Source organism: Azospirillum sp. B21, from assembly GCF_008364825.1.
GTDB lineage: Bacteria > Pseudomonadota > Alphaproteobacteria > Azospirillales > Azospirillaceae > Azospirillum.
Genome location: NZ_VTTO01000005.1, coordinates 422,958 through 446,246, shown reverse-complemented (window position 1 = coordinate 446,246; position 23,289 = coordinate 422,958). Strand labels below are relative to the sequence as shown.

Here is a 23,289-nt window from a genome sequence, read left to right as displayed (position 1 = left end):
TCCACGACGTGCGGCGTTTCGCCCCGGCTGCTTCGGTGACTGTCTCACCGACAGGGCCGGGGGCGGCGGGTACGATGCTGGCGGTACGGGAATGGCCAAGGGGAATCCGGTGATGCGTCGGTGGCGGTTGGGTCTCGTGCTGATGCTGATCGCCGGCGCCCTCGCCGCGGCTGGGTGGGCGGTCTGGCTCCGCCCGGTCGCCGTCACCGTCGCCGCGGTCGAGCATGACGTCGCCATCGAGGTCTACGGCATCGGTACGGTGGAGGCGCGCGTGCGCTCGGCGGTCGGGCTGGAGGTCGCCGGCACGGTGACCGGGCTGTTCGCCGACCACGAGGACCGTGTGCCGAAGGGCGCCGTCCTCGCCCGGCTCGACACCCGCCAGCAGGACGCCCGCGTCGCCGAGGCCGAGGCCGCGCTGCAACAGGCCCGCGCGGCGCGCGCCAAGGCGGAGGCTGCCATCCTCAAGGCGAACTCGCTGCTCGACAAGCGCCGGCAGGCCGCCGGACGGCGGCAGGAACTGCTGTCCAAAGGCAGCGTGTCGGTCGAGGTGGCACAGGACAGTGCCGCCGACCTGCGCGTTGCCGATGCGGAACTGGCGCTGGCGCGATCCGACCTTGCGCTGGCCGATGCCACGGTGGCCGACGCCGAAGCGCGGCTGCGTTACGAATCCGCGCGGCTCGACAGCTACACGCTGACCGCCCCGTTCGAGGCGCTGGTGATCGCCCGCCACAAGGAACTGGGTGCCGCCGTCAATCCCGGCGAGCCGTTGTTCACCCTGATCGCTCCGGACAGCGTGTGGGCGCTGGTCCACATCGACGAGGCCTCGGCCGGCAGCCTGACGGAAGGGCAGGAGGCGGCGGTGCGGCTGCGCTCGCTGCCCGGCCGGACCTTCGCGGCGCGCGTGGTGCGCATCGACCTGGAGAGCGACCGAGTCACCGAAGAGCGGAAGGTCTACCTGAAATGCGAGGTCTGCCCGTCCCGGGTCCACCTCGCCGAACAGCTGGAGGCGACCATTGCCGTCGGTTCCCTGCCACGCGCCGTGCTGGTGCCGCAGGTGGCGGTCGACCGTTTCGACGGGCGCAACGGCATGGTGTGGACCGTCGAGGACGGCCGGCTCGCCCGCCGCACGCTGAGCTTCGGCCGCCACACGCTGGACGGCCGGCTGGAAGTGACCGGCGGCCTGCCCGACGGGGCGCGGCCGGTCGTCGCCGCGGTGTCCGGCCTGCGCGAGGGCCGGCGCGCCGAACCGCTGGAGACGGCGCCATGAACCTCGCGGTGCGCGATGTCCGCCACAATCTCGGCCGTTTCCTGCTGACCTGCCTGGGGCTGAGCCTGTTGCTGGGTGTCGTGCTGTCGATGATCGGCATCTACCGCGGGCTGGTGGACGAGGCGCTGACGCTGGTGCGCCAGCCCGGAGCCGATCTGTGGATCGTCGAATCCGGCACCCGTGGCCCCTTTGCCGAGGCCTCGCGCATCCCCGGCGATCACCGGGACGCGGTGGCGCGACTGGCCGGGGTGGCCGCGGCCGGCTCGCTGACCTTCCAGTCGGTGGAAACGGAGCATCGCGGGCGGACGTTGCGCTTGTACGTCGTGGGCTACGAGCCAGGCCGGCCCGGAGAGCCGCGGCGCCTCGCCGCCGGCCGGCCGATCACCCGCAGCCATTACGAGATGCTCGCCGACCGTCGCGCCGGGCTGGAGATCGGTGAGCGCGTGCGGCTGGGGCGGGACGTCTACGAGGTGGTCGGGCTGACCGACGGCATCGTCGCATCCGGCGGCGATCCGGTCGTCCACATGACCCTGCGGGACAGCCAGCGCCTGCAGTTCGAACTGGATCCGCCCGCCGCCCGCCGCGAGTTGGCGCGCGGCGGCCTGCCGGCCGGCCTCGACACGGTGAACGCGGTGGTGGCGCGCGTCCTGCCCGGCGTGCCAGAGGCCCGCGTGGCGGCGGAGGCGGCGCGTTGGAAGCACATCGCGGCGCTCACACAGGGGGAGCAGGAGGGGCTGCTGCTGAAGTCGGTGGTCGAAAAGGCGCGCCGGCAGATCGGCCTGTTCACGGCGCTGCTGATGGCGGTATCCGCGGTGGTGATCGCATTGATCCTCTATACGATGACCATGGACAAGGTGAAGGCCATCGCCACGCTGAAGCTGATTGGCGCGCCCGACCGCACCATCGTCGCCCTGATCCTGCAGCAGGCGCTTGCCATGGGGGCGATCGGGTGGGGGGCCGGCACGCTGCTGATCCTGCTCGCCAAGGACCATTTCCCGCGCCGCCTGCTGCTGCTGCCGGACGATGCGCTGATGCTGGGAGCGGCCGTGCTGGTCCTCTGTGTGGTGGCGAGCGGACTCGGCGTCCGGCTTGCGCTCAAGGTCGATCCTGCGACCGCGCTCGGAGGCTGAGGCGATGGCGGCGCCGCTCGTCGAGCTTCAGGGAATCGCCAAGACCTACGGCAGCGGCGAGGCCGCCGTGCACGCGCTGAAGGATACGGACCTGCGGGTCTATCCCGGGCAGGTGGTCGGTCTGCTCGGTCCCAGCGGGTCCGGCAAGACGACGCTCCTGAACCTGATCGGCTGCATCGTCGAGCCGACGCGTGGCCGCATGGACCTGGACGGCGAGACGGTCTATGACGGCCGCTGGCTGAAATCCGACCTGCGCCGGCTTCGCCTGGAGAAGATCGGCTTCATCTTCCAGTTCCACAATCTTCTGCCGTTCCTCACCGCCGAGGAGAATGTCGCCGTGGCCCTCGATCTGGCCGGTGTTTCCGGCGAGGAGGCGCGGCGGCGGGCACGGGCTCTGCTGGACTATCTGGAGGTCGGGCACCGCGGCGCGTCGCTGCCGTCCCGGCTGTCCGGCGGGGAGGCGCAGCGGGTGGCCATCGCCCGCGCGCTCGCCAACCGCCCGCGCATCATCCTGGCCGACGAGCCGACGGCGGCGCTCGATTCCGGACGGGCCGGCATGGTGATGGATCTGCTCCGCCGGCTCGCCCTTGAACAGCAGGCCGCGGTTCTGGTGGTCACGCACGACGAGTCGATCTTCGGCCGCTTCGACCATGCGGTGTCGCTGCGCGACGGGCAGGTAGACCTTCCGTAGGCGGTCGCCGCCTGCCCATTCGGCCGAACCCGGCGATCCGCTGAACATGACGGTCGCGCTGTGCGGAATTCACCGCGTCCGCCCGCCGACCCTCGGCGTCGTCAGCTCAGACTTGGTGCGATACTTGGCGGAATCGTTTCAATCGGTGTTGGTGAAGCGCTGTGTGATGTCCCCGGCAAGGGCCCAGTCATATGCATCGATGGCTCGTTCGCTTGCCTTCGACCCGAAATCGATCTTCGCGAGATCGACCCAGTAGAGATTGGGAGAACTGGCGGAGTGGAAGAAATAAGTCTTGTTGGTTGAGTCGGCCAGCGTGAACCAAAGTGTCGGCCATGCATCCTCGGCAACGCCGCCGGAGGTATCTTTGGCGCCCGGCGGGACCGCTACGGTGCGGGCAATGGATTGAGCGCCGGCGATGGCTTCCGGCACGCTCCTGGCCGGCGGCAACGTTTTCAAATACGAAGCAGCCCGGATGAAACGGCTTTGCGGATCGATATCGCCCGGCATCGGTTTCGTGCCGCCGAAAAGCTTGTAATTCCGGACGTTGTTGAGCTGAGTCTCCAACGGCGGCTCGTTGGTCATCACGGTAAACTCCTTGCCCTGATGAACGGCCATCCTGCCGTCGACGAACTCGACGATGGCTGAATCCCCTTCGGCATCCGATATTGCGAGATGAAGCGGCCATTGCTTGCCGTCGTGCGCAACAGGAACGATCTGAACGTCCTTCAATCCTTCGACCGCTTCCTTTACTGAAGCGAAGTTGTCGAGCACGTATTGGGCCCATAGCAGATTCGACAGTCCGGGCCGACCGTCACGCTGCTCGTATCTGGTGTCGCCAAGATAGAGCAGGTTCGCCACGAGCCCCTTCTCGTTCATGCCGTCGCTCGTCGCGCTTCCAAACGAAGTGACGGCCACGCTTCCCAGTTTCGATGCCCAGTTGAAGGACTTGCCGTCACCGGTCTTCGAAACCCTCTCCAATCCGCGCGGATAGACGACCATCTTCGCATCATCCGAGCGGTAAAGATCCATGGTCCGAGCGACGACATTGGCCTGACCATTCGTATTCGACAGGATGCGGGAGCAGGCCGATGCGCCATCGGCTGCTGTTGTTGCAAAGAATGCAGCGACAAGCCCAACTGCCATAACACGGGCCACTTTGTTTGCCATAACAAAGTCCTCATCCTGTGCATCCGGAACCGATATGGGGTTCCGTCAGCTTTAGCGCCAGCTTGATCGTTGCGGTGCTGCCGCGTAGCGGTTCTCCTTCCTCTTGGAGGAGACGCATGCGCGGCCCGCACCGCCACTCGACGGCGACGACCGGACGTTCGGGTCGTACGGCACAGGACTTTGGTGCACAAATCGGCGTGAGAGCGGAATTCACCAGCGGGTTGCGGTGATCAGGCGATCTTGCGGGAGACAGGCATGACACGGCCGGTCATGGAGGCCCCATCCTCTCCGGAAATGGGGCTTCCGACAAACCCGGAGCGGTTCAACGCTTACCTGGGATTTGGGTATGACAAGACCACGACTCAGGCGTCGAAAAGCTCGAAGGTCTCGACGATCGGTGGCTTCGCCAGGAAATCCATGAGCAGCTTCAGGTCACCCGTCTGCTTGCGCCATGCGACGTAGGCCTGCTGCTGCGCGGCTGAGTCCCAGCCCTGGATCAGGATGAACTCCGCCGGATTTTGCGGATCCTGAAAGGAGTGGCTGTAGCGGCAGCCGGAGGCGACCCGCGTCACCGGAACCGTCTTCATGAGATGCGCCTTGAAGGCTGCGGGATCCTTGGCGCTCAGACGCAGCACCACGGTCACGGGGTGCGATCCCGCGGGCGCGGCGGCGGCCGGTGGCTTTTCCGTCGCCTGGGCGTGTGCGGCAGACGACACGGCGACGAGGCCCAGAGTGGCAAAGCCCGCGCCCATGAAGGCGGCGCGACGATTCATGGAGGTCACGGTGGTTTCCTTTCTTCCTTGGTTTACGGTGATCGACGAATTGCGGCGGGGGAGGGGGCGGAAGGCCGGACGCTCACCACATCCCTTCGGTCAGAAGCGGATGAAGTGAAAGGACGAGCAGACCGGCCATCGCGACGTTGAAGAACCGGTTGGCCTGCGGGTCGCTCAGCCAGCGCCGCAACACCACCCCGAACCCGGCCCACGATCCCACGCAGGGACCGTTGATCAGGCAGAACAGGACGGTGATCACCATAAGATCGCTCACGTCGCCGGTCGGCGGCATGTAGGTCGCTATGGCGCCCGTTGCCATCACCCAGCACTTCGGATTGACCCACTGGAACGCTGCGGCCTCAAGGAAGGTCAGCGGATTGGCGTTCGTGGCCTCGTCCTTCATCGTGCCCGAAACGGCGATCCTCCAGGCGAGCCAGAGCAGGTATGCCGCCCCGACCCAGCGCAGCAGGGTGTGCAGGGCTGGAAAAGCCACGAAAAGGCTGCCAAGGCCGGAGCCGACCGCGAACACCATGGCCCCGAAACCCAGGCTGACGCCGAGAATATGAGGAACCGTCCGCAGCAGCCCGTAATTGACGCCCGAGGCCAGGAGCATGGTGTTGTTCGGTCCCGGAGTTATCGAAGTGACGAAGGCGTATGCAGCAAAGGTAAGAATGAGTTCGAACGTCATCGAAGCGTCCTCAAGGAACGACTGCATTGCGGTGACCCTAAAACCATGACACTCTTGGGCATAACGTTATTGCGTCATATGACACTATTAGGGTGTTGCGATGCGTCTTGCCTCGCCTTGGTCGGCGCGAATGGCCGATGTCCCCGGCCCGATCCATGAACGGTTGGCGGCGGCCCTGGCCGACGACATCGTCCAAGGCGTCGTGCCGGCCGGAGCGCGCCTGCCGTCGCATCGCGATCTTGCCTACCGCTTGCGAATCGGGCTGGTAACCGTGACCCGCGCCTATGCCGTGCTGGAGCGCCGCGGACTGGTGAAGAGCGAGCGCGGGCGGGGCATGTTCGTTGCCGGCGGCACCGGCGCGGCGCCGAACGTCGTGGACATGTCCGTCAACACGCCGCCGCAAATGCTCGCCGACCGGTTGCTCGCCGCCACCTTTCAGGCGCTTGCCCGCGAAATGGATGCGGCGACCTTCGGCAGCTATCACCCGCCCATGGGCAGCCTCGCGCATCGCCGCACCATGGCGCGCTGGCTTTCCGGTCATCGGATGGAGGTTCCGCCCGACCGGCTGCTCATCACCAACGGTGCGCAGCATGCCCTGGCCGTCGCCTTCGCCGTCGCACTTGGGACGGGCGGCCGGCTGTTCACCGAAGCGGTGACCTATCCAGGTGCGATCTCGCTCGCCCGGCATGTCGGGATCGCCATGACGCCGGTCGCTCTCGATGGCGAGGGCCTGCGCGCCGATGCGCTCGACGCGGCCCTCGCCGCCACGGCCCGCGCCGCCGGCCGGCGCGCCGTCTACGTGACGCCGTCCTTGCACAACCCGACAGGCGCCAGCATGGCAGCCGCCCGGCGCGACGACATTGTACGGGTCTGCCGGGCGCACGACGTGCTCGTCGTCGAAGACGATATCTATTCGCTGTTCGCGCCGCGCGGCCTCCCGACGCTCGCCGAGCTCATGCCGGAGCGGACATTCTATGTGAATGGCCTTTCCAAGACGCTGAGCCCCGGACTGCGTCTCGGCCTGCTGGCCGTGCCGCCGGCGTACCTCAACGCGGCCCGCGCCGGACTCCAGGCCACCTGCTCCATGGCATCGCCGATCTCCTGCGCCATTCTGGAGCGCTGGGTCGTCGATGGCACGGTGGTCTCCATCGGCACGTCCATCCGCATGGAGGCCGCGTGGCGCATGGCGTTGGCCCGCGAGACGCTGCCCGAACTGCGCGTGCCGTGCGACCACGCCGGCTTCCACGCCTGGCTGCCCATGCCTCTCCTCGCCGCCGAGCGGACGGCCCGCCGCGCGGCGACGGCGGGCGTCATTCTGACCCCGCCCACCGCGGTGATGCCGGACCCGGACGTCGGCGACTCCGGCCTGCGCCTGTGCCTCGGCGGACCGTCGCGCGCCGACCTGACCCGCGCGCTGACCACCCTCCGCAACCTGCTCGACAGCAGGGCGGACGAGGGGGAGGAGCGCTCGGTCGCCGTGTGAGGGCGGGTTGCCGGGCCGCGTCGTCACAGCCGGCACTGCGTCACGCAATGGCGTTCCGACGTCTTCACCAGGACGCCGACCTCTCCGGACAAGCCGGCCTCTCCGGCCAGCTTCGGGCGCAGCCTGAAACTCAGCGCAGTTGCGGATGCCTCGGTGCAGGTGACCTCGTTGAATTCCACGATGCGTCGCACGCGGCTGTGGATCGCCTTGTAGACGGCCTCTTTGGCGGAGAAGAGAACGGTGAACGCCATGCGGCGTTCGTGGAACGGCGCCAGCACGGCGAATTCGCGCTCCGTCGCGATGTCCGGCGCCAACGCCGTCGCGTCGTCGCTGGAGACCACATGCTCGATGTCGATCCCCAGGCCCAGATAGCCGGGGCGCAGCCCGGCCATGCACACGACCATGCCCTGCGAATGAGAGATGCTGCCCACCGCGTCCCCGGGCCAAAGCGGCGCTCCCCCCTCGCCGACCGGCAGCGGAGCGGGCGCGAGGCCGAGAAGTCCCAGGGCCCGTGCGGCGCAGGTCCGTCCGGCCAGGAACTCTATCTGGCGCTTCGGCACGGCCCTGCGCAGCGCCTCCGGCAACGTGATGTCGCCTTGGGCGAAGACCGCCCCGTCCGGCACGCGGTACTCTCCCGTCACGAAGGCCAGTGGTCCTCCGGGCGCGTCGATATCGAGGCGCATCTCGCAAAGCCGGATCATGCCGAGGCTTCCGGGCTAGGCCTTCTCCGGCACGATCCGCCCGTCCTCGACCGCCTTCAGGAAGTCGATCAACGGCTGGTCGTTGTAGGCGTCCAGGACGTGGGCGTAGGAGCGCAGCTTCTGCAGCGTCATCAGCGAGCCGGGGCCGTCCGGTTGGGCCGTCGTTACATAGTTGCCGGCGATGATGTCATCCCATTTTTCGGCCAGAAGCTCGATGGCGGACAGAATCTTCTTGTAATAGGTGGACCTTAGCGTCTCGCGTTCGATGTCGAAGCTCAGGCTCTTCTGACAGATGATCCGGCCGGTATCGTAGCTGCCGTCCATTTCGTGAATGGTCACCCCATGGGGCTCGCCGTTCAGCCAGCTGGAGAAGTTCGGATTCAAACCGCGCCCGTAGGGCAGCAGGCTGGTGTGCAGATTGACGAAGCGAACCTTGCCGAAATGCGGGTCGGCGACCGGCAGGACGCGGAGATACCCGAAGCAAATGAGCAAATCGAAAGGGTATTCGGCATGGAACTTATAAATGTCGAAGGTCCGAACGTCGCGGTGGTAGACGATCTCCAGGTCGCGCTTCGGTATCTCGTTCTCGATGATATCGGAGAATTGGCTGAGCACTAGGATCTTCATTCGGACGCCGATCGTTTTAGGGTCTTGAAATCGCAGCAGAATCGGGCTGTCGGGCCGTGGGGGAGTGCGGGGCCGGAGGACATCCATTCAGATGGGCGATGCGCGTTCCGGCCCTTCAGCTTCGACAAGCCTCTTCCGGTCGGGGCCGCCGGATCAGCCCTCCGAGACCGTCCCGGCGCCCTCGTTCCGCGCGCGCTGCTCGGCCAAGCGCTGCTTCAGTTCCTTGACGGTGACGCCCCCCACCGCGATGTCCTCGTCCGGCAGTTCGTGGATCGACACCAGGAAAAGCTCCTTCGGAATTCCGGTGATCTTCACGGAAATGTCCGTCAGCTGCTGGATCAGCTCGGCCTTGACCTCTTTCGTCAGCGCTCCGGATTCAAAAACGATCACGGGCATGATTTGTCCTCCGACATGTGTGGTTGCGGCGATGGAATGAGAATTCCGGGCGACGCCGATAGTGAGCAGAGGTTGTAAAAATCATCTGCCGACACACCCGGCCGCCATGTGACAGTTCGTCTCACGGCGGTCGGGATGTGCTCGGTCCGGCTATGCCACCGCCTTGGCGGACACCAGGTCCCGCAGCAAGCCGTGCAGGCCGGAAAGCTCATACACGGCGAGCGGGTTCTCCATGATCACGGCATGCTCCCCTTCGATCTCCGCGAAGGTGAAGCGGCCGTCCGTCAGGTTGCTCCAGGCGATCATGTCCTGCCGCCCGCAGGAGACGTCGTAGCGCGGCCAGATCGAGGTCAGTTCGCACCGGCGCAGGGGCTTGGGGTCCGGCCGGTAGCTGGCCGCCAGCTTCGACATGCCGCGCAGCTTGACGAACACCTGGGCGAGCAGATCGTCGTCGCCCAGGAACTGTTCCGGCATGCTCTTCATGCGGATCAGCTCGTTCTTCAGTTCGCCGTCGGACAACAGGTGATAGTTTGGAGGCGGAGCGCCGACGGTCGGCGCGCCGGAGCCGATCACGACCAGTCCGACCGGCTGTTCCGTCATGCGGCGGGCCACCTCGTAGGCCAGGATCGAGCCGAAGCAGCTGCCCACGAAGACCATCGGCGGCCCCGCCAGCGGCGCAAGGGCCTTGACCATTGCGCCGACGAAGCGGTCGAAGGAGACGGCCGAAAAATCGGAGGCGTTGAAATCCGGATACCGGTACGCGTGGATGCTGACGCCATCCGGCACCCGATCGCACCACGGGTCCAGAACCGACGGGGCGACGCCGACCTGCGGGAAGCCGATCAGCCGCGCCTTCACGCCGCGGGGTTGCGGGGGCGTCAGTTCGACGAAGACCGCCTGGACGGCCTTGTCGAAGCCCCGGCAGAACGCGACCACGTCCCCGACGGTCTCCAGCTTGAGGAAATCCGCCAGGGTGAAGGTCGTCGCGAACGCATCCATGATCTGGCGCGCGACCCGCACCATCTGAAGCGAATGCAAGCCGAGGTCCGCCAGAAGTTCGCCGTCCGTGGGCGCGTAGGGCAGGCCCTTGGCGATAATGCCGAGAACCGCTTCGCGGGTCCCATCGCCGGAGAATCGGCCCTGCTGCCCCGTCTCGGCCTGCATGAACCGCGCGACGGACCGCTCGAAGCTGGCCTTGAGCTTCTGCGCGAGGCTCTCGTCCAGCCGTTCCGCGTCATATTGGAAGCCGAGGTTGAGGCGGTCGGCCGAGAGGTCCCAATCGACCGACAGGGGCATCATCGCATCGACGGCGAAGAAGCGGCGTTCCGTCTCGTGCTTGTCGCCCTTCTTCCGGTCCGGCTCGGCGAACTGGATGAAGTTGAAGACGGTGCCGATCTCGGCGCGGACACCGAGCCAACCCGACAGGCGGTCATGCGAAACGGCCTTGTGCGGGAACACGGCCCGGTCGAACTGGTCGAAGCTCCGCGCTTCCGTCAGCAGGTCGTTTCGCTGCGTCGTGGGAACCGGCAGCACGTTCAGGAAATTGCCAATCGCGGCCAGGGAGCCCTCGACCTCCGGGCGAAGCGAATACACCACGCCGATCTGGGACGGCTTGTCCCCGAACGCCTCGCGCAGGGCTTCGACGTGCAGGGCGAACAGGATGCCCTTGGTCGAAAGCCCGGCCCGCCGCGAGCAGGCGTGGAGGACCGGGAAAAACTCGTCGGAACTCAGGACATTGACCTGCTTCATCCGGGCCGGCTGCGAACGCCGGCGCGGGCGCGCGAAGGGCTTCGGCGCGGCGACCTCGGCAAAGCGCGTCTCCCAGAAGGCGCGCGTCTCGTGGCTGCCGTCGGCCTCGTTCTCGTTGGCCGTCACCGCCGCGAAGACCGTCAGATCGTCGGTGGTTTCGACGGCGATGTCGCAATAGCGCTCCACGAGTTCGCGGATGATCGCGTTGAGGCTGTACCCGTCGAGCGCGGCATGGTGCTCGGCCACCAGGATCTCGAAGACCTGCGGCGACCGTTCGAAGACCCCGAAGCGCACGAGCCCTCCCTTCAGGAGATCGAACCGGCTCGCACGCTCGCTGAACACGCGGTCGGTGATCAGCGCTTCCTGCTCGGCGTGCGAAAGTGCGGTCAGGTTCTCATAGCCATGGTCGCCGTTGACCGAGCGCGGCTCGAACACGAAGGAAACGCCGTCGTCCTCGAACTCCACCCGGGCGGTGAGCACGGGGTGAGCCACGCGGATGGCGTGCAGGGCACGCCGAAACTTTTCCGCGTCGAAGGGAAGCAGAACCGGCGTGATGGTCGCGTTGTGGAAGACCTGGGCGTCGTCCCGCGTCATCGAGGCGAGCAGCTTCAGGCGCTGCATGCTGGTCGCGGGCCAGCGGCGGACGTCCTGCCGGCTCGCCGGGATCGCGATGGTCCCGCCGGCATCGCCCGCGGCCTTCGCCGGGGCATCGGTCCCGTGCGGCAACAGGCCGGCGACGGTCGGATTGGCGTGCAGATCCTTCAGGCTGATCGTAATGCCCGCCGCGCGCGCCTTGGACTGCATCAGGATGGCGCGGATGGAATCGCCGCCGTTGTTGAAGAAGTCGTCGTCCGCGGTCAGGTCGGGCTTGCGCAGCACCTCCCGCCAGAGCGTCAGCAGCGTTTCCGCCTGCGCGGCGGTGTCCATCTTCGGTTCGGCACGTGGAGTGGCGGGAGCCTGGTGCGGCAGCAGGCCGGCGACCGTCGGTTTGGCGTGCAGATCCTTCAGGCTGATGGCGATGCCCGCCGCACGGGCCTTGGACTGCATCAGGATGGCACGGATCGAGTCCCCGCCATTGTTGAAGAAGTCGTCGTCCACGGTCAGGTCGGGCTTGCGCAGCACTTCCCGCCAGATCGCCAGGAGCTGTTCCGCCTGCGCGGCGGTGTCCACCTTCGACCCGGCGGGCGGAACGGAGACCACCGGGGCGGGGGTGGCCGGAGCGGGTGCCGCGGAAGCTGAAGCCTCGTGCGGCAGCAGGCCCGCGATGGTCGGCTTGGCGTGCAGGTCCTTCAGGCTGATGGCAATGCCCGCCGCGCGCGCCTTGGACTGCATCAGGATGGCGCGGATCGAGTCCCCGCCGTTGTTGAAGAAGTCGTCGTCCGCGGTCAGGTCGGGCTTGCGCAGCACCTCCCGCCAGATCGTCAGCAGCGTCTCGGCCTGCGCGGCGGTGTCCGGCTTCGGTTCGGCGCGCGGCGCGGTGGTCTCGGTTTCCGTTTTGACAAGTGTTGAGGTCATGGTGTCGCCCGTGTCTTGAGCATCGATCAGTTGAAGCAGACGCCGCTTGTCCAGCTTCCCTTGCGGAGTTCTGGGAAGGTCCGACAGGATCTTCATCGTCCGCGGGAGCATGTAAGCGGGCAGCGTGGTGCGCAGCGCCGAAAGGATGGTCGCCTCGGTGATTTCACGGCGCGGAACGGTCGTTCCCTTCGGGAAGCGCACCGTGCGGACCTGGGTTCCGCCGCGCGCATCCTCGCGGAACGCGATCAGGTTCCATCGGTCCGTTCCGACGAGGAACGGATCCTGCTGCGCCTTGACGACGAAGCCGGCCTGTTCCAGCAGCGCGGTGATTTCCGCCCGCCGCCCGCCGGTCATCCCGTCCGGGTCGTCGTGCAGTTCCATCGAGATGGCGTTGATCATCCCGAAATGGCGCGGTTCGATGCCGCGCAGAACGTCCAGCTCCGCGCGCTGCACGTCGATCTTCAGGACGTCGATGCGCTCGATGCCCGCCTCGTCGATCACGTCCGAGAGACGGCGCAGGCGGCAGGGGTGATATTCCGCGTCGAATCGCCCCTCCAGAACCTCGTCGAGGTTGTCGACCAGAAGCGCTGCCGACTGGTCGCCGCTCTCCGCGGCTTTCGTCAGGTAGCTCTTGATGACGTTCCGCTCGCCCGATGCATCCGCATAGGCCTGCTGGCTCGACATCATCGAATAGCCGGGATAGTAGGTGAAGGTCTCTTCCCGTTCGGAGTCGGACAGTCCGTACGGAAAGATCGACACATTGGAAGCATAGCGGCCCATGTTCAGCTCCAGCCGCCGGCGGATGGGCGTCAGAGGCTCGAACGCATAGACCTTGGCTTTCGGGATGTATGTGGACACGAACAGGCTGAACAGGCCGATGTTCGCGCCGACGTCCACGACGACGGCGTCCTCGGGATAGACGATGTCCTCATCGACGTAGATGCGGTCCTCGAAGATCTCCTTGAACTGATAGGTGGTCTCGTTGACGTTGATGCTGGATATCCGATGCCCGGTCGGGACTTCGACCACCAACTCGTCCTTGGTCTCGGTGAAGGACGGCAGACGGTCCGCCACCACGCCCGCCACGATCCGCGGGTCTCCCTCGACGCTCTTGTCGATCAGGACGGCGGCGTTCCGGACGCCGGGCAGGCGCTTGATGCAGGCCTCGATTTCACCCAGCTCCAGCCTTTGCCCGGCGACCTTCACCTGGTCGTCGCGGCGCCCGAGGAACTCGAAGCTGCCATCCGGCAGACGGCGGACGAAATCGCCACTGTCGTAGCATCTGGCGCCGTTCGCGGCGGTCGAGAACTTCGCGTTTTCGTCCGCGGATGCCCCGATGTAGCCGATGGCCACGCCCGCGCCGCCGATCTGGAGTTCCCCGTCGGCGCCGACCGGCAGCTCGAAGCCGTCGGGGTCGACGCACGCCACCGAAACGCCGGTCAGCGGATAGCCCAGCGTGGGGCGCGCGAAGTCCTTCACCCGCGCCACCAGCGTGTTCACGGTGGCTTCGGTCGGTCCATAGACGTTCCAGACGTCGCAGGACGTCCACTGCCGGACCTCGTCCCAAAGGGCCTGGTCCATGGCCTCGCCGCCGACCAGGATGGCCTTGGGCAACATCTCGGGACGGCTGCCGAAGCCCGCCGCGATCATGGCCTTCAGGATCGTCGGCGTGACGTCCAGCGCCCACAGCCGGCGGTCCGCCACGAAGTCGATCAGGGCTTCCGGATCGGCGCGGACATCGGCCGGGACGGGAACCAGGGTGCGCCCGAGCGCGGCCTGGAAGAACTGCTTCATCGACGCGTCGAACGCCAGCGGCGCATTGACGGACAGCCGCAGCTGACCTTCGGCCGGCGTGAAGATGCGCTCCTTCAGCGCCCTGAGGAGATTGACGACCGAATGCTGGGCGACGACCACGCCCTTGGGCTCCCCGGTCGAGCCGGAGGTGAAGAGGATGTAGGCTTCATCCTCGCCCGAGCCCGGATGCGCCTTGTCCGACGACGGCGGATGGCCCAGCACCGGCAGGACCGGAACGTCCAGGATGGCTTCGGCGCGGGCCCGCTCCGACGGCTCGCAAACAGCCCCGGCCGCCTTGGCGACCGTCCGGATGTGCCGGATGCGGTCATCGGGAAAATCCTTCAGGATCGGCACGCAGGTCATGCCAGCGCCAAGCACGCCGAACATCGCCGCGGCCGCGTCGAACGACCGGTCCGCGAAGATCAGGATGCGGTCCTTCGGCTGGAAGCGCCGGCGCAGCTCCGCCGCGAGGCGGGCGGCGGCATCCGCCAGTTCGGCGAAGCTGTAGGAACGGTCCGTGGCGACGAAGGCTTCCGCCGCGGGCATTTCAGCCACCGTTTGCGCGAACAGGTCCATGATCGACGTCGCATCGGGACGGATCACCGGATGGACCGGCCGCTTCGGGCTCCCCGGCTCGTTCTTGATCGCGGCGGGGGCCGGCTCGGTCTGTTCAAGCGTATCCATCACACTCTCCTGGAGATCAGGTTCGTCATAGAGACCAGCGTCGTCCGGCGCCCCGTGAAGGGCGCGCGGCCATGCAGGCAGCGGACGTTGTTGAGAATCATCACGTCCCGGTGTCCCCAGGGAAAAATGCGCAGGCAGTCTTCGTAGATGCCGCGGATCTCAAGGATCATCTCGTCGGGGATAGGGGAGCCGTCGCCGAACTGGACGTTGCGCGGCAGGTCTTCGCCGTATGCGTCCACCAGGGCGGCGAGCAGCGCCGGGTTCAGCGCGGCCCTGTGGAAGATGTGGGCGTGGTTGCAGAACAGCGTCCGGTCCGTGCCCGGCTCCAGCGCGAAGGCCTTCTGCCGCTGCCGCGTTCTCAGGTGATCCTCGCCGAGCCACTCGAAGGAAATGTCATTGGTGCGGCAATAGGCTTCGACGTCGGCGCGGTCGTCGGTCTGGAAGGCGGAGCGCCAGTCCATGTCGATCTCGCTGCGGAAGTTCCGCGTGTAGAGGACGTCACGCTCCGAAAAGGCCTTCAGGATCGCCGGAGAAATACGCGCGGTCGCCAGATATTCGTCGGCGACGGGCGTCTCCCCACCGGTCTCGGCGAGCGTATCGGCGTAGAAGAAGATCCTCTCGGGGATCCGCTGCGCGAACGACATCTCGTGGTGCAGCTCGATCCAGCTCGAGGACGAGAACTCGGTCGAGGTGAAGACGCCGCTCACCACCTCCGTCCGTGCCGCGGCACGCTCCAGGTAGGGCAGCTGTTCGCGACCGAAGCCGGTGACGACATCGCGGAACTGCGCGGGGGTTTCCACCGCAAAGCCGCGGAACAGGACGCCGCCGTGCGTGGCGATCATCTCGTCCAACTCGGACTTGTGCTTGCGGATGTAATCGGGCAGCGGCCGCGACCGGGTGCCGTCCTCGATGACGGCGATGAACTTTTCGGTCTCATCGATGAAAGCCGACGGAACGGGGCGATCGACGGCAACCGTGCGTGGGTTTAATTCGGGCGCCGTGAACTTCGCGGACATGGGAATCGTCTCCGACATTGGAATCGTCTCCATTGGGCGGTAATCGGGCGGGATGCCGTCAGCGGCGGAGGATCAGCGGGGACCGAATGGACTGATAGGGCCGTGCCATCAAAGTGTAGATGCGCCGCTCGCCCGAGAAAGGATCGCGCCCATGCTGGCAGATCATGTTGTCGAGGATCAGGACGTCGCCCTTCACCCAGTCGAAGCTGCGCTTTTCGGCGGCGACTGCCTGCCGCATCGCGGCGAGGTCTTCCGGCGAGAACGGCTCGCCATTGCCGAAGAAGGTGTTGGTCGGAACGTTCTCATAGCCGACCGCTTCGATCAGGGCCTCGGTGATGTGCGGTTCGAGGCTGGTGACGTGGAAGAAGAGGGCGTGGTTGAACCAGAGCTTTTCCTGGGTGACCGGGTGGTGTTGGAAGGCTGAGCGGTACTGCTTCGTCTTCAGACGGCCTTCCGCGTCCCAATGGAAGTCGATGTCGCGCTCCTTGCAGAAGGCCTCGACCTGGGCGGGGTCCTCGGTCTGGAAGGCGGTCTGCCAGCTCACGCCGAGGCCGGGCGTGTAAGTGCGCTGGTACAGGATGCCATGGGCCTCGAACCGTTCGGCCAGCGACTTCGGAAGACGGCTCAGGATACGCCTGTTGTCGGCGATCGGCGTGTTGCCGCCGGTGCCGGGCCTCGTGTGGCAGAAGAAGCAGATGAAGCACGGCCAATTCAGCGTGTAGGATTGCTCGGCATGCAGTTCGATGTTCTGGTCCGGCGGATGATCCGTCGAGGTGTAGACCCGGTCGCTGACCGCGTGGCGGGGCGAGGAACGCTCCGAATAGTTCAGGATCTCGGTGGAGATCTGGGAAATGATGTCGAAGAACTGCCCGGGTTCGCGAACATCGAAGCCGCGCAGCAGCACCGCTCCGTGTTCCGTGACCAGCTTTTCAATCCGGTCCTTGTGATTGCGCACATACGCGACTGCATCCGGGGCGCCGGGCTCCGGATTGATCACGACCGGAAAGGACGGCTCGATGGCCGGCATGTCCGATTGAAACGCAAGGCTGGTCGTCTGGCTCATGGAGGAATGCGCCTTATTCAGTTGAACAGGTTTTTTCTTGGGACGCGCGATTGGGCGTGGCTGCCGGCGGCGCCGGCATCAGGCCGCATCGAGTATCGGGGCGGGCAGGTGCCGACTTTCGAGCTTTCCGCTGGCCGACAGCGGGAAGGCATCCAGAAAGACGAAATGCCGGGGACGCATGTAGATCGGCAGCCGGCGCGCGACGGCGTCCCGGATCGCATCGCGCACGCCAGCCTGATCGCAGCAGTCAGGCTGCATGACGACATAGGCGACGATGGTTTCCCGCCCTTGATCGCTGTCCCGGCCGAGATCGCGGACCTGCGTGCTGGCCTGCGCCACCCCCGGCACCGACGCGATGATCTGCGTGATCTCCTCAAGCTCGATTCGATGTCCGCGAAGCTTGATCTGCGAGTCCAGGCGTCCGATGAAGTGGAGCAGCCCGTCCCGTCCCACGCAGACGCGGTCTCCGGTGCGATACATGATGGCACCCCGGCGCGGCCCGCCTGGGCAGGGCAGGAAGCGTTCGGCGGTGAGATCCGGGCGATTGATGTAGCCTTTGGCCAGCCCTGCGCCCATCAGGCACAGCTCGCCGGCCTCGCCGGGGGGAACGGGCGATAGAGTCCCGTCGACGACGAGATATTCATGCCCCGGAAGCGGCGTGCCGATCGGGATCTCGTTGTCGAAGTCGTGGCCGATCAGATGTTCCGTCGAGAAGACGGTGTCCTCCGTCGGTCCATAGAGATTGTAGACCCGAGCAATTCCGGCGCGGTGGAGCTGCCGCACCAAGGGAGCATGGACAGGTTCGCCGGCGAGCAGGCAGGCACGCACCGCTCGCAGCGGCAGCGGAAAAGCCAGGAGGGCCGTGAGGGCCGACGGCACCGCGTTGATCAGGGTGATTGCGGAGGATTGCGGCAGATCCGCCAGACTCAGGATCGAGTCGACAAGGAACAGGCTGCCTCCGCACGCCAGCGGCGCGAAGATCTCGAAGATCGACACGTCGAACGAAAAGGAGGTTGCGCCCAGCGCGCAGTGAAAATCTTCCTGAGAAAATCGGTCCAGCGCCCAGTCCAGAAGCCGCGCCCCGCTGCCGTGGGTCGCCATCACGCCCTTGGGCCGGCCTGTCGTGCCGGACGTGAACATCACATAGGCGAGGTCACCGGCCGCCACGGCGGTCGGATCGCATGACCTGCGCGGCCCTGCCAGGCCGCTCAAGGGCAGGATGCGGCAGCTTGGCGCTTGGCCCGCGTACCGTTCGGGCTCATCGGTGACCAACCAGCGGCCGCTGGAAATCCCGACCATGTAGGCCACGCGGTCCTGCGGGAATTGCTTGTCGATGGGGAGATAGACCGCACCGAGCGCCATCACCGCGTAGACTGCCGCGATCGCGTCGAATGTCCGGCAGGCGGCAAGGGCAACGATATCGCCCTTCCGCACGCCGGCCTCGTCCAGGGCGCCGCTGATCTCCTCGATGCGCGCCAGCAGTTCTCCATAGCTCCACTGCCGATTCGTCGAGCGTAGAGCGATGCGGTCCTGCATGCCGCGCTCGTTGCAGCGTTCGAAGAAGCGGCCGTGCAGTGATTCTGCGTAAGCCGTTCCACATGCGTCGGTGGTGCGAAGCATTCAGGCACTCCATCTACCGGCATATATTTGTATTTTCTGGTGTCTTCGGCTCAGCGTTTCTTTGATTGCCGCCACCGGATGCCTTTCCCCAGCCCACTTTTCTTCGCGGGCAGCAAGGATGCCGCGGCCGTCCACCGGCAAAGCAGGTCATGCAGGCGGCGCGATCCAGACGGAGTTCGGTCCACAGCAGAGGGTTTCACTGCGTTCTCCCTTTGCCGGATCGGAGCCTTGCGGCCTCGTCCGGACACTTTTTCTCTAATGTAGGCCTACCCTGGGTTAGAACACACTTGCATGTATTCAATCTGAGGTGTATGACCGTACCTGTAGCATGCAGTTTTGGGAAAGCAAGGCTGTTATCTTCTGTCAAAGCGGAGCGTTTTGACGCACCAAAGCCCACAGGTGTACGCAAGAATGCCTCGGGGTCGCTTGGAGCCGGAATCCAAGGCTCCGGTCACTGACGCCCCCTGTGGCGGGATATACGCAGGAGGGTGATCCATGGCGGTCCGCAAGACCTTGTTCCAGTCCAACCGCAGCCAGGCCGTCCGGCTTCCGAAGGACGTGTCGTTCCCCGCCCATGTTCGCGAGGTTGTCATCCTGCGCGAAGAACCAAGCCGGTCCATCGTGCCGGCCGACAGCAACTGGGACGATTTCTTCGACTCCCCCGGCATCGCCTTTCTCGACCACGGCCAGCTTGAGCGGCAAGAGCGCGAGGTCTGGCTGGACGAGACGGGCGGGCGCTGACCCCGCCCTGCACCGGGCCAGGGTGTTCGATACCTCTTGTGATGGCCGCTGGCACGGACGGAATGAGCCGCGCTTAGGCGGCGTCCGGTTTCGCCGCGGGACGGCGTGCTGCAGCGAGACGAGCGGTGCAAGAGACGCCCCAGTTCCGTTGGCGATCAAGTGGAACACCGCTCTCAGCATCAACGGCGTAGCGATCGCCAAGTCCGAATAGCTCGCCTGTCCATCCGGCGTTCGGCGTGGCATCGCTTTCCACTGCTCGATTGCCGCTTCGCCGACCCAGAGTGTGAGGCTGCCACGCTGGCTCAGGGCCGCCTCGATGCAACAAGGTCCCGAGCTCGGCATAAACACGTTTCTTGGACGGACCCGAGGTGGCGCCAAGCCTACCGGAACCGCCGGTTTGCAGGCATTCAAGCAGGCACATCGTTCAATACGAGGCCGGATCGCATATAATCGTATGAGTAAAACGATTGTTCGGCAAAGGTAAAAAAGTTCGCTTGACACGGTATATTTGCAATGATTGGATAAAGCCGTTCATTCAAACAGAGAGGTTCTCATGGAACTGAACGAGGTATTCTTTGTCATGTTCCTCGAAAATGACGAGATCGACGCCATTTCCTCCAACCAGCAGGAAGGCGCTCAATCTACGCCTTTCGTTGCCTCAACGTCGAAGAAGAAAGATGACTAAGTCTTCTTCAAGTCCTATTCCGACCTAAGGCGGCATGGACTACAATTATGACAATTTTGATTGTCGCAAGTACTGAAGACTCGTGGACCGCTGATGCGGTCCACGAGTCCCTTCTGGCGGACGGTGCGGACGCTGTGCGCCTCGTAACAGACCATTTCCCACTGTCGGTCCGAATGGCTGCCCATTCAGGCAACGCAGGGGAGAATGCGCGCCTGTTCATTGACGGGCGCACGATCGACCTTGCCTCGGTGTCGGCAGTGTGGCACCGCCGCTGGAGGACTGCGGCAACGGTGACTTCGCTCGACATCCCAGACGATGTCCGGCAAGCAATTCAGCGCGAAAGCACCGCTTCCTTGGAGGGCGTCGTCGGCGCGCTTCCCTGTTTTCATCTGGATCAGCCCGCGACCATCGCACGGGCGCGGAACCGGCCCCTGCAACTCGCGCTGGCGCGGCAACTCGGAATCGAAGTCCCTCGCACGCTCACGACGAACAGTCCACAGGACGCGCTGAGCTTCTTCGATGAATGTAACGGCGATGTGGTCGTGAAGATGCTATCGTCATTCAGCGTTCGCGACGAAAGCGGTCATGATCAGGTCGTCATGACAAACCGCGTCACTTCTGAACATCTCCGTAAAATTGACACGCTATCAAAATGTCCGATGACGTTTCAGGAGCGTATTCCGAAATCCATGGAGCTGCGCATAACGGTGGTAGGGTGCGAAATATTTGCGGCTTCTGTCGAATCCGGTCTTGAACCAACGGCGGAGACAGATTTTCGTCGTGGCTTCGTAAAACTGAGCCAGCATTGGAAACCCTACCGACTGCCTCCGGAATTCGCAGAGAGGCTGCTCGCATTCATGGATGCGCTTCAAATGAACTATGGGGCGATCGATGTGATCGTTACCCCGGATGGCCGCTATGTGTTTCTGGAAGACAATCCGGTGGGGCAATTCGGGTGGGTTGAACACGCCACCGGCATGCCGATCGCCCGAACAATCGCCAGATTGCTCACCGGGGGCGTGCAGCGCCGGGTCGATCTGCCGACGGTTTCCTGCAACCTCGGGAGCTTTGCGCGATCAGCCAATTGACCAATTTTTGGAAATGTAAAAATTACCAAAATCTCATAAAGAAAATGGTCGAAGACGCCGGATTGGCTGCTTCGAGTGAAGTATCGCCCATGTGGCGTACCTTCAAGTGCCATGCAATGAGGGATCTTGCTGTGCTTACCACTGGCGGACCAACCGGGAGATTTTCAAGTGGACACATCAGTTCTTACGACGAGGGAACAGTGGCTACCCCATAGTCAGGCTGTTCCTCGACTCTCCGGATTGAGCGACGCCGATGTGGACGAATTGTTGTCCGGGGGGATCGGAGGATTCGGGACGCCATTCATCGTCACGGACGCTATGGCCAATTGGTCGTGCATGCAATGGTCGTTCGACTGGTTCAAGAAGACCTATGGCGAAACGATTGTAATCACGTCATCGTCTTTTGAATCCGATGTCCGCATGCGCGGACGCCTTTCGGACTACATCGACTACATCACTGAAGACGGCGATTTGCGCGGTCGTGTCCCGCGTAACTTTTCCTATGTCGGGACAGAGAGCCAGCTGGACACGGCTGGAGCGGGTAGTGCGCTTGATGGGCCACAATATTTGGTTTCTTGGGATCTCGAATACCTCAGCGGCATCGGTGACCATTTCCATCAACCGTATTTCATGAAAGATCGGAATTTGCTGGACAGGCTAATGCCGGAGACCCAGCGAGCGTTCTTCAACAAGCACACGTTTGCCTTCATTGGGCCAAAGGGGTCACTGTCCCAGTTGCATAATGATCACGATCACACGCATTCGTATCTGGCGCAAATTGTTGGCAGAAAAAAGCTGGTCCTATTTTCACCGGCGGAGGCCGAACTGGTCGCCCAGGTGGACCCGTTCGGATTCACGGTGGACGGGACGGGGATCGATCCGCAAAACCCAGATCCGGACAGGTTTCCCCGGTTCTTGGAAACGACCCCGTTCGAATGTGTCATTGAACGGGGCGACCTGTTGTTCCTTCCGTCCGGTTGGCTGCATTACGCGTATGGATTGACAGCGGGCATTAGCGTTGCGAGGGACAGTGTCGATCGCTGGAACTTCGGAAGGTGGTTCCAATCAATGGCCATCACCAATCTGCCCAAACTGGCCTCGCGCGTCGTCCAACATCCAAGCCTGCAGAGAGACGGCATAGCGCCACCCTGGGCGGATCGGGTGCGCAATGACCCATATCTCTTGTCGCTTCTTACCTCGTATTATCGTCCATGACCCAGGCCCGCACTGCATATGTACGGAACCTTCGGCGGCGTACGAAGGATGAACTTCGTTTGCGGTTCGAGCATCTTCTCTTCAAGGGCCTCGTCGAACTGGGGTTTGATGTCGTCGAACAATCCTGGTCTCCGGATGACCCGGAGCCCTGGCTGTGTGATCAGCACCGAAGCGATGACGTTCGCCCGGTGATTCTCTACGAGCATCTGTCAAGGAACCAGATGCCGGATGGCGATGTCTATTACATGGAAATGTATTTGAACGGTACCTTCACGCTGGATCGTGATGGTTGGGGACCGTTTCAGGCCAGCATGCGGAACATGCCAGACATCAGCCATGTAAACTCGGCTGACAGCGTTGCCTACTGTGTCGAGTTGAGCGAGACATGGTTGAGAAGTGGAGAATCGAAATATTCCCAGCCGAATCCAAAAGCGATCGAGGCGCCGCAGGGATATATATTCGTGCCGCTTCAACTGAGTGCGGATGATGCAATCGTCTGCCATGCGGAAATCGGTGTTTCCGAATTTCTGCATCAGGTTGCCACCTGGGCCGTCAGCACAGGCAGGCCGCTTGTAATAAAGCTTCATCCTTACAATGATGATCCCGCAATCGCCGAAGCCGTGCGGTTTTGGACACAGAAGCCAAACATCTATCAATCACAAGAGAACGTTCATAGCTTGATCTGCCAATCCGCCGGTGTCGTCACAATTAATTCGGGCTGTGGCTTCGAGGCGCTGATTCATGGCAAGCCGGTCGTGACATTTGGGCAATGTGACTACAAGTGGGTTACATTCGCGGGTTTGGGCGTAGACCTCGATTTGGCGGCCGCATACATTGACGGTTACAGTCCTGCACAGAGGAGGCGGGCCTACAGTTGGGTATATTATTATCTGACGGACCATGTCCTGGACGTAAGAGGTGAGAATTGGGCGGCCACAGGCGCTCGTTTGAAGGACCGTCTCAGGCAAATCCTGTTTCCTATGTCTGATGTTGGACCGTAAGCGTGAACTGATGTGGTGGATTTCGAGGTTCAGTGCGTGGCGTGGTTCATGATTTGCTGTGAGATAACGGCAAAGATGCACAAACGCCCCGTGATGGAGAAGATGGGCGCCCGTTCATTGCCCGATCTTGTCCTCATGGCCGCGCAACTCGGGATCCCCGCCCGGTGGCGACGGTGGATGGTCCGGAAAGCAAGG

Annotated in this window: 19 protein-coding genes and 1 pseudogene; 9 read left to right on the top strand and 11 right to left on the bottom strand. The window is 64.2% G+C overall.

Annotated features, from left to right (window positions below):
• Nucleotides 1–91 precede the first annotated feature (91 nt).
• Genes FZ983_RS15445 through FZ983_RS15435 form a run of 3 tightly spaced genes read left to right on the top strand, consistent with a single transcriptional unit; the run spans nucleotide 92 to nucleotide 3,088 of the window.
• The gene (locus FZ983_RS15445) at nucleotides 92–1,267 is read left to right on the top strand and encodes an efflux RND transporter periplasmic adaptor subunit (RefSeq protein WP_188092343.1); all 1,176 of its coding nucleotides are present in this window, start codon (nucleotides 92–94) and stop codon (nucleotides 1,265–1,267) included.
• Nucleotides 1,264–2,397, top strand: coding sequence for an ABC transporter permease (locus tag FZ983_RS15440; protein WP_149224382.1), 1,134 nt, complete (start codon nucleotides 1,264–1,266; stop codon nucleotides 2,395–2,397). The genes FZ983_RS15445 and FZ983_RS15440 overlap by 4 nt, the downstream gene beginning before the upstream one ends.
• A gap of 4 nt (nucleotides 2,398–2,401) precedes the next feature.
• On the top strand, nucleotides 2,402–3,088 hold the full coding sequence (locus FZ983_RS15435) for an ABC transporter ATP-binding protein (protein WP_149224381.1): 687 nt from the start codon (nucleotides 2,402–2,404) through the stop codon (nucleotides 3,086–3,088).
• 138 nt (nucleotides 3,089–3,226) lie between these two features.
• Here the strand turns inward: FZ983_RS15435 and FZ983_RS15430 are convergent, their stop codons facing one another.
• The 3 genes from FZ983_RS15430 to FZ983_RS15420 all read right to left on the bottom strand — a co-directional run bounded on the left by FZ983_RS15430 (nucleotide 3,227) and on the right by FZ983_RS15420 (nucleotide 5,716).
• The gene (locus FZ983_RS15430) at nucleotides 3,227–4,255 is read right to left on the bottom strand and encodes a linear amide C-N hydrolase (RefSeq protein ID WP_149224380.1); all 1,029 of its coding nucleotides are present in this window, start codon (nucleotides 4,253–4,255) and stop codon (nucleotides 3,227–3,229) included.
• Nucleotides 4,256–4,617: 362 nt separating this feature from the next.
• Nucleotides 4,618–5,028 carry an antibiotic biosynthesis monooxygenase gene (locus FZ983_RS15425; RefSeq protein ID WP_348771054.1) on the bottom strand — a complete coding sequence of 137 codons (411 nt, stop codon included), beginning with the start codon at nucleotides 5,026–5,028 and terminating at the stop codon, nucleotides 4,618–4,620.
• Nucleotides 5,029–5,110: 82 nt separating this feature from the next.
• Nucleotides 5,111–5,716 (bottom strand): LysE family translocator, encoded by a 606-nt coding sequence (locus FZ983_RS15420; RefSeq protein WP_149224378.1) that lies wholly within the window; start codon nucleotides 5,714–5,716, stop codon nucleotides 5,111–5,113.
• Between the two features lie 130 nt (nucleotides 5,717–5,846).
• Between FZ983_RS15420 and FZ983_RS15415 the strand changes: the two genes are divergently transcribed.
• The gene (locus tag FZ983_RS15415; protein WP_247883769.1) at nucleotides 5,847–7,199 is read left to right on the top strand and encodes a PLP-dependent aminotransferase family protein; all 1,353 of its coding nucleotides are present in this window, start codon (nucleotides 5,847–5,849) and stop codon (nucleotides 7,197–7,199) included.
• 23 nt (nucleotides 7,200–7,222) lie between these two features.
• Here the strand turns inward: FZ983_RS15415 and FZ983_RS15410 are convergent, their stop codons facing one another.
• The 7 genes from FZ983_RS15410 to FZ983_RS15380 all read right to left on the bottom strand — a co-directional run bounded on the left by FZ983_RS15410 (nucleotide 7,223) and on the right by FZ983_RS15380 (nucleotide 18,364).
• Entirely contained in the window at nucleotides 7,223–7,900 is a 678-nt protein-coding gene (locus FZ983_RS15410; RefSeq protein ID WP_149224376.1) for a 4'-phosphopantetheinyl transferase superfamily protein, read from the bottom strand.
• Between the two features lie 15 nt (nucleotides 7,901–7,915).
• Entirely contained in the window at nucleotides 7,916–8,527 is a 612-nt protein-coding gene (locus tag FZ983_RS15405; RefSeq protein ID WP_188092341.1) for a formyltransferase family protein, read from the bottom strand.
• Between the two features lie 153 nt (nucleotides 8,528–8,680).
• The gene (gene dmpI / locus FZ983_RS15400) at nucleotides 8,681–8,923 is read right to left on the bottom strand and encodes a 4-oxalocrotonate tautomerase DmpI (RefSeq protein WP_149224374.1); all 243 of its coding nucleotides are present in this window, start codon (nucleotides 8,921–8,923) and stop codon (nucleotides 8,681–8,683) included.
• 150 nt (nucleotides 8,924–9,073) lie between these two features.
• The gene (locus FZ983_RS15395; RefSeq protein WP_149224373.1) at nucleotides 9,074–14,665 is read right to left on the bottom strand and encodes an FkbM family methyltransferase; all 5,592 of its coding nucleotides are present in this window, start codon (nucleotides 14,663–14,665) and stop codon (nucleotides 9,074–9,076) included.
• Nucleotides 14,665–15,681 carry a TauD/TfdA family dioxygenase gene (locus FZ983_RS15390; protein ID WP_188092340.1) on the bottom strand — a complete coding sequence of 339 codons (1,017 nt, stop codon included), beginning with the start codon at nucleotides 15,679–15,681 and terminating at the stop codon, nucleotides 14,665–14,667. The genes FZ983_RS15395 and FZ983_RS15390 overlap by 1 nt, the downstream gene beginning before the upstream one ends.
• Before the next feature lie 58 nt (nucleotides 15,682–15,739).
• The gene (locus FZ983_RS15385) at nucleotides 15,740–16,744 is read right to left on the bottom strand and encodes a TauD/TfdA family dioxygenase (protein ID WP_149224371.1); all 1,005 of its coding nucleotides are present in this window, start codon (nucleotides 16,742–16,744) and stop codon (nucleotides 15,740–15,742) included.
• Between the two features lie 78 nt (nucleotides 16,745–16,822).
• Nucleotides 16,823–18,364 carry an amino acid adenylation domain-containing protein gene (locus tag FZ983_RS15380; protein ID WP_149224370.1) on the bottom strand — a complete coding sequence of 514 codons (1,542 nt, stop codon included), beginning with the start codon at nucleotides 18,362–18,364 and terminating at the stop codon, nucleotides 16,823–16,825.
• Between the two features lie 495 nt (nucleotides 18,365–18,859).
• On the opposite strand from FZ983_RS15380, the gene vapB reads away from it, so the two are divergent.
• Nucleotides 18,860–19,105 (top strand): type II toxin-antitoxin system VapB family antitoxin, encoded by a 246-nt coding sequence (gene vapB / locus FZ983_RS15375; RefSeq protein ID WP_149224369.1) that lies wholly within the window; start codon nucleotides 18,860–18,862, stop codon nucleotides 19,103–19,105.
• Nucleotides 19,106–19,213: 108 nt separating this feature from the next.
• Here the strand turns inward: vapB and FZ983_RS35050 are convergent.
• Nucleotides 19,214–19,447, bottom strand: a pseudogene (locus FZ983_RS35050) (transposase); the annotation flags it as partial.
• Nucleotides 19,448–19,658: 211 nt separating this feature from the next.
• Between FZ983_RS35050 and FZ983_RS35045 the strand changes: the two are divergent.
• The 4 genes from FZ983_RS35045 (at nucleotide 19,659) to FZ983_RS15355 (ending at nucleotide 23,094) form a co-directional block, all read left to right on the top strand.
• Entirely contained in the window at nucleotides 19,659–19,790 is a 132-nt protein-coding gene (locus FZ983_RS35045; protein ID WP_282187000.1) for a hypothetical protein, read from the top strand.
• A gap of 47 nt (nucleotides 19,791–19,837) precedes the next feature.
• Nucleotides 19,838–20,878: an MvdC/MvdD family ATP grasp protein gene (locus FZ983_RS15365; protein ID WP_149224368.1), complete on the top strand. Its 1,041-nt coding sequence runs from the start codon at nucleotides 19,838–19,840 to the stop codon at nucleotides 20,876–20,878.
• 240 nt (nucleotides 20,879–21,118) lie between these two features.
• The gene (locus FZ983_RS15360; protein WP_149224367.1) at nucleotides 21,119–22,093 is read left to right on the top strand and encodes a cupin-like domain-containing protein; all 975 of its coding nucleotides are present in this window, start codon (nucleotides 21,119–21,121) and stop codon (nucleotides 22,091–22,093) included.
• 59 nt (nucleotides 22,094–22,152) lie between these two features.
• The gene (locus FZ983_RS15355) at nucleotides 22,153–23,094 is read left to right on the top strand and encodes a hypothetical protein (protein ID WP_188092339.1); all 942 of its coding nucleotides are present in this window, start codon (nucleotides 22,153–22,155) and stop codon (nucleotides 23,092–23,094) included.
• The last annotated feature ends 195 nt before the right edge of the window (nucleotides 23,095–23,289 follow it).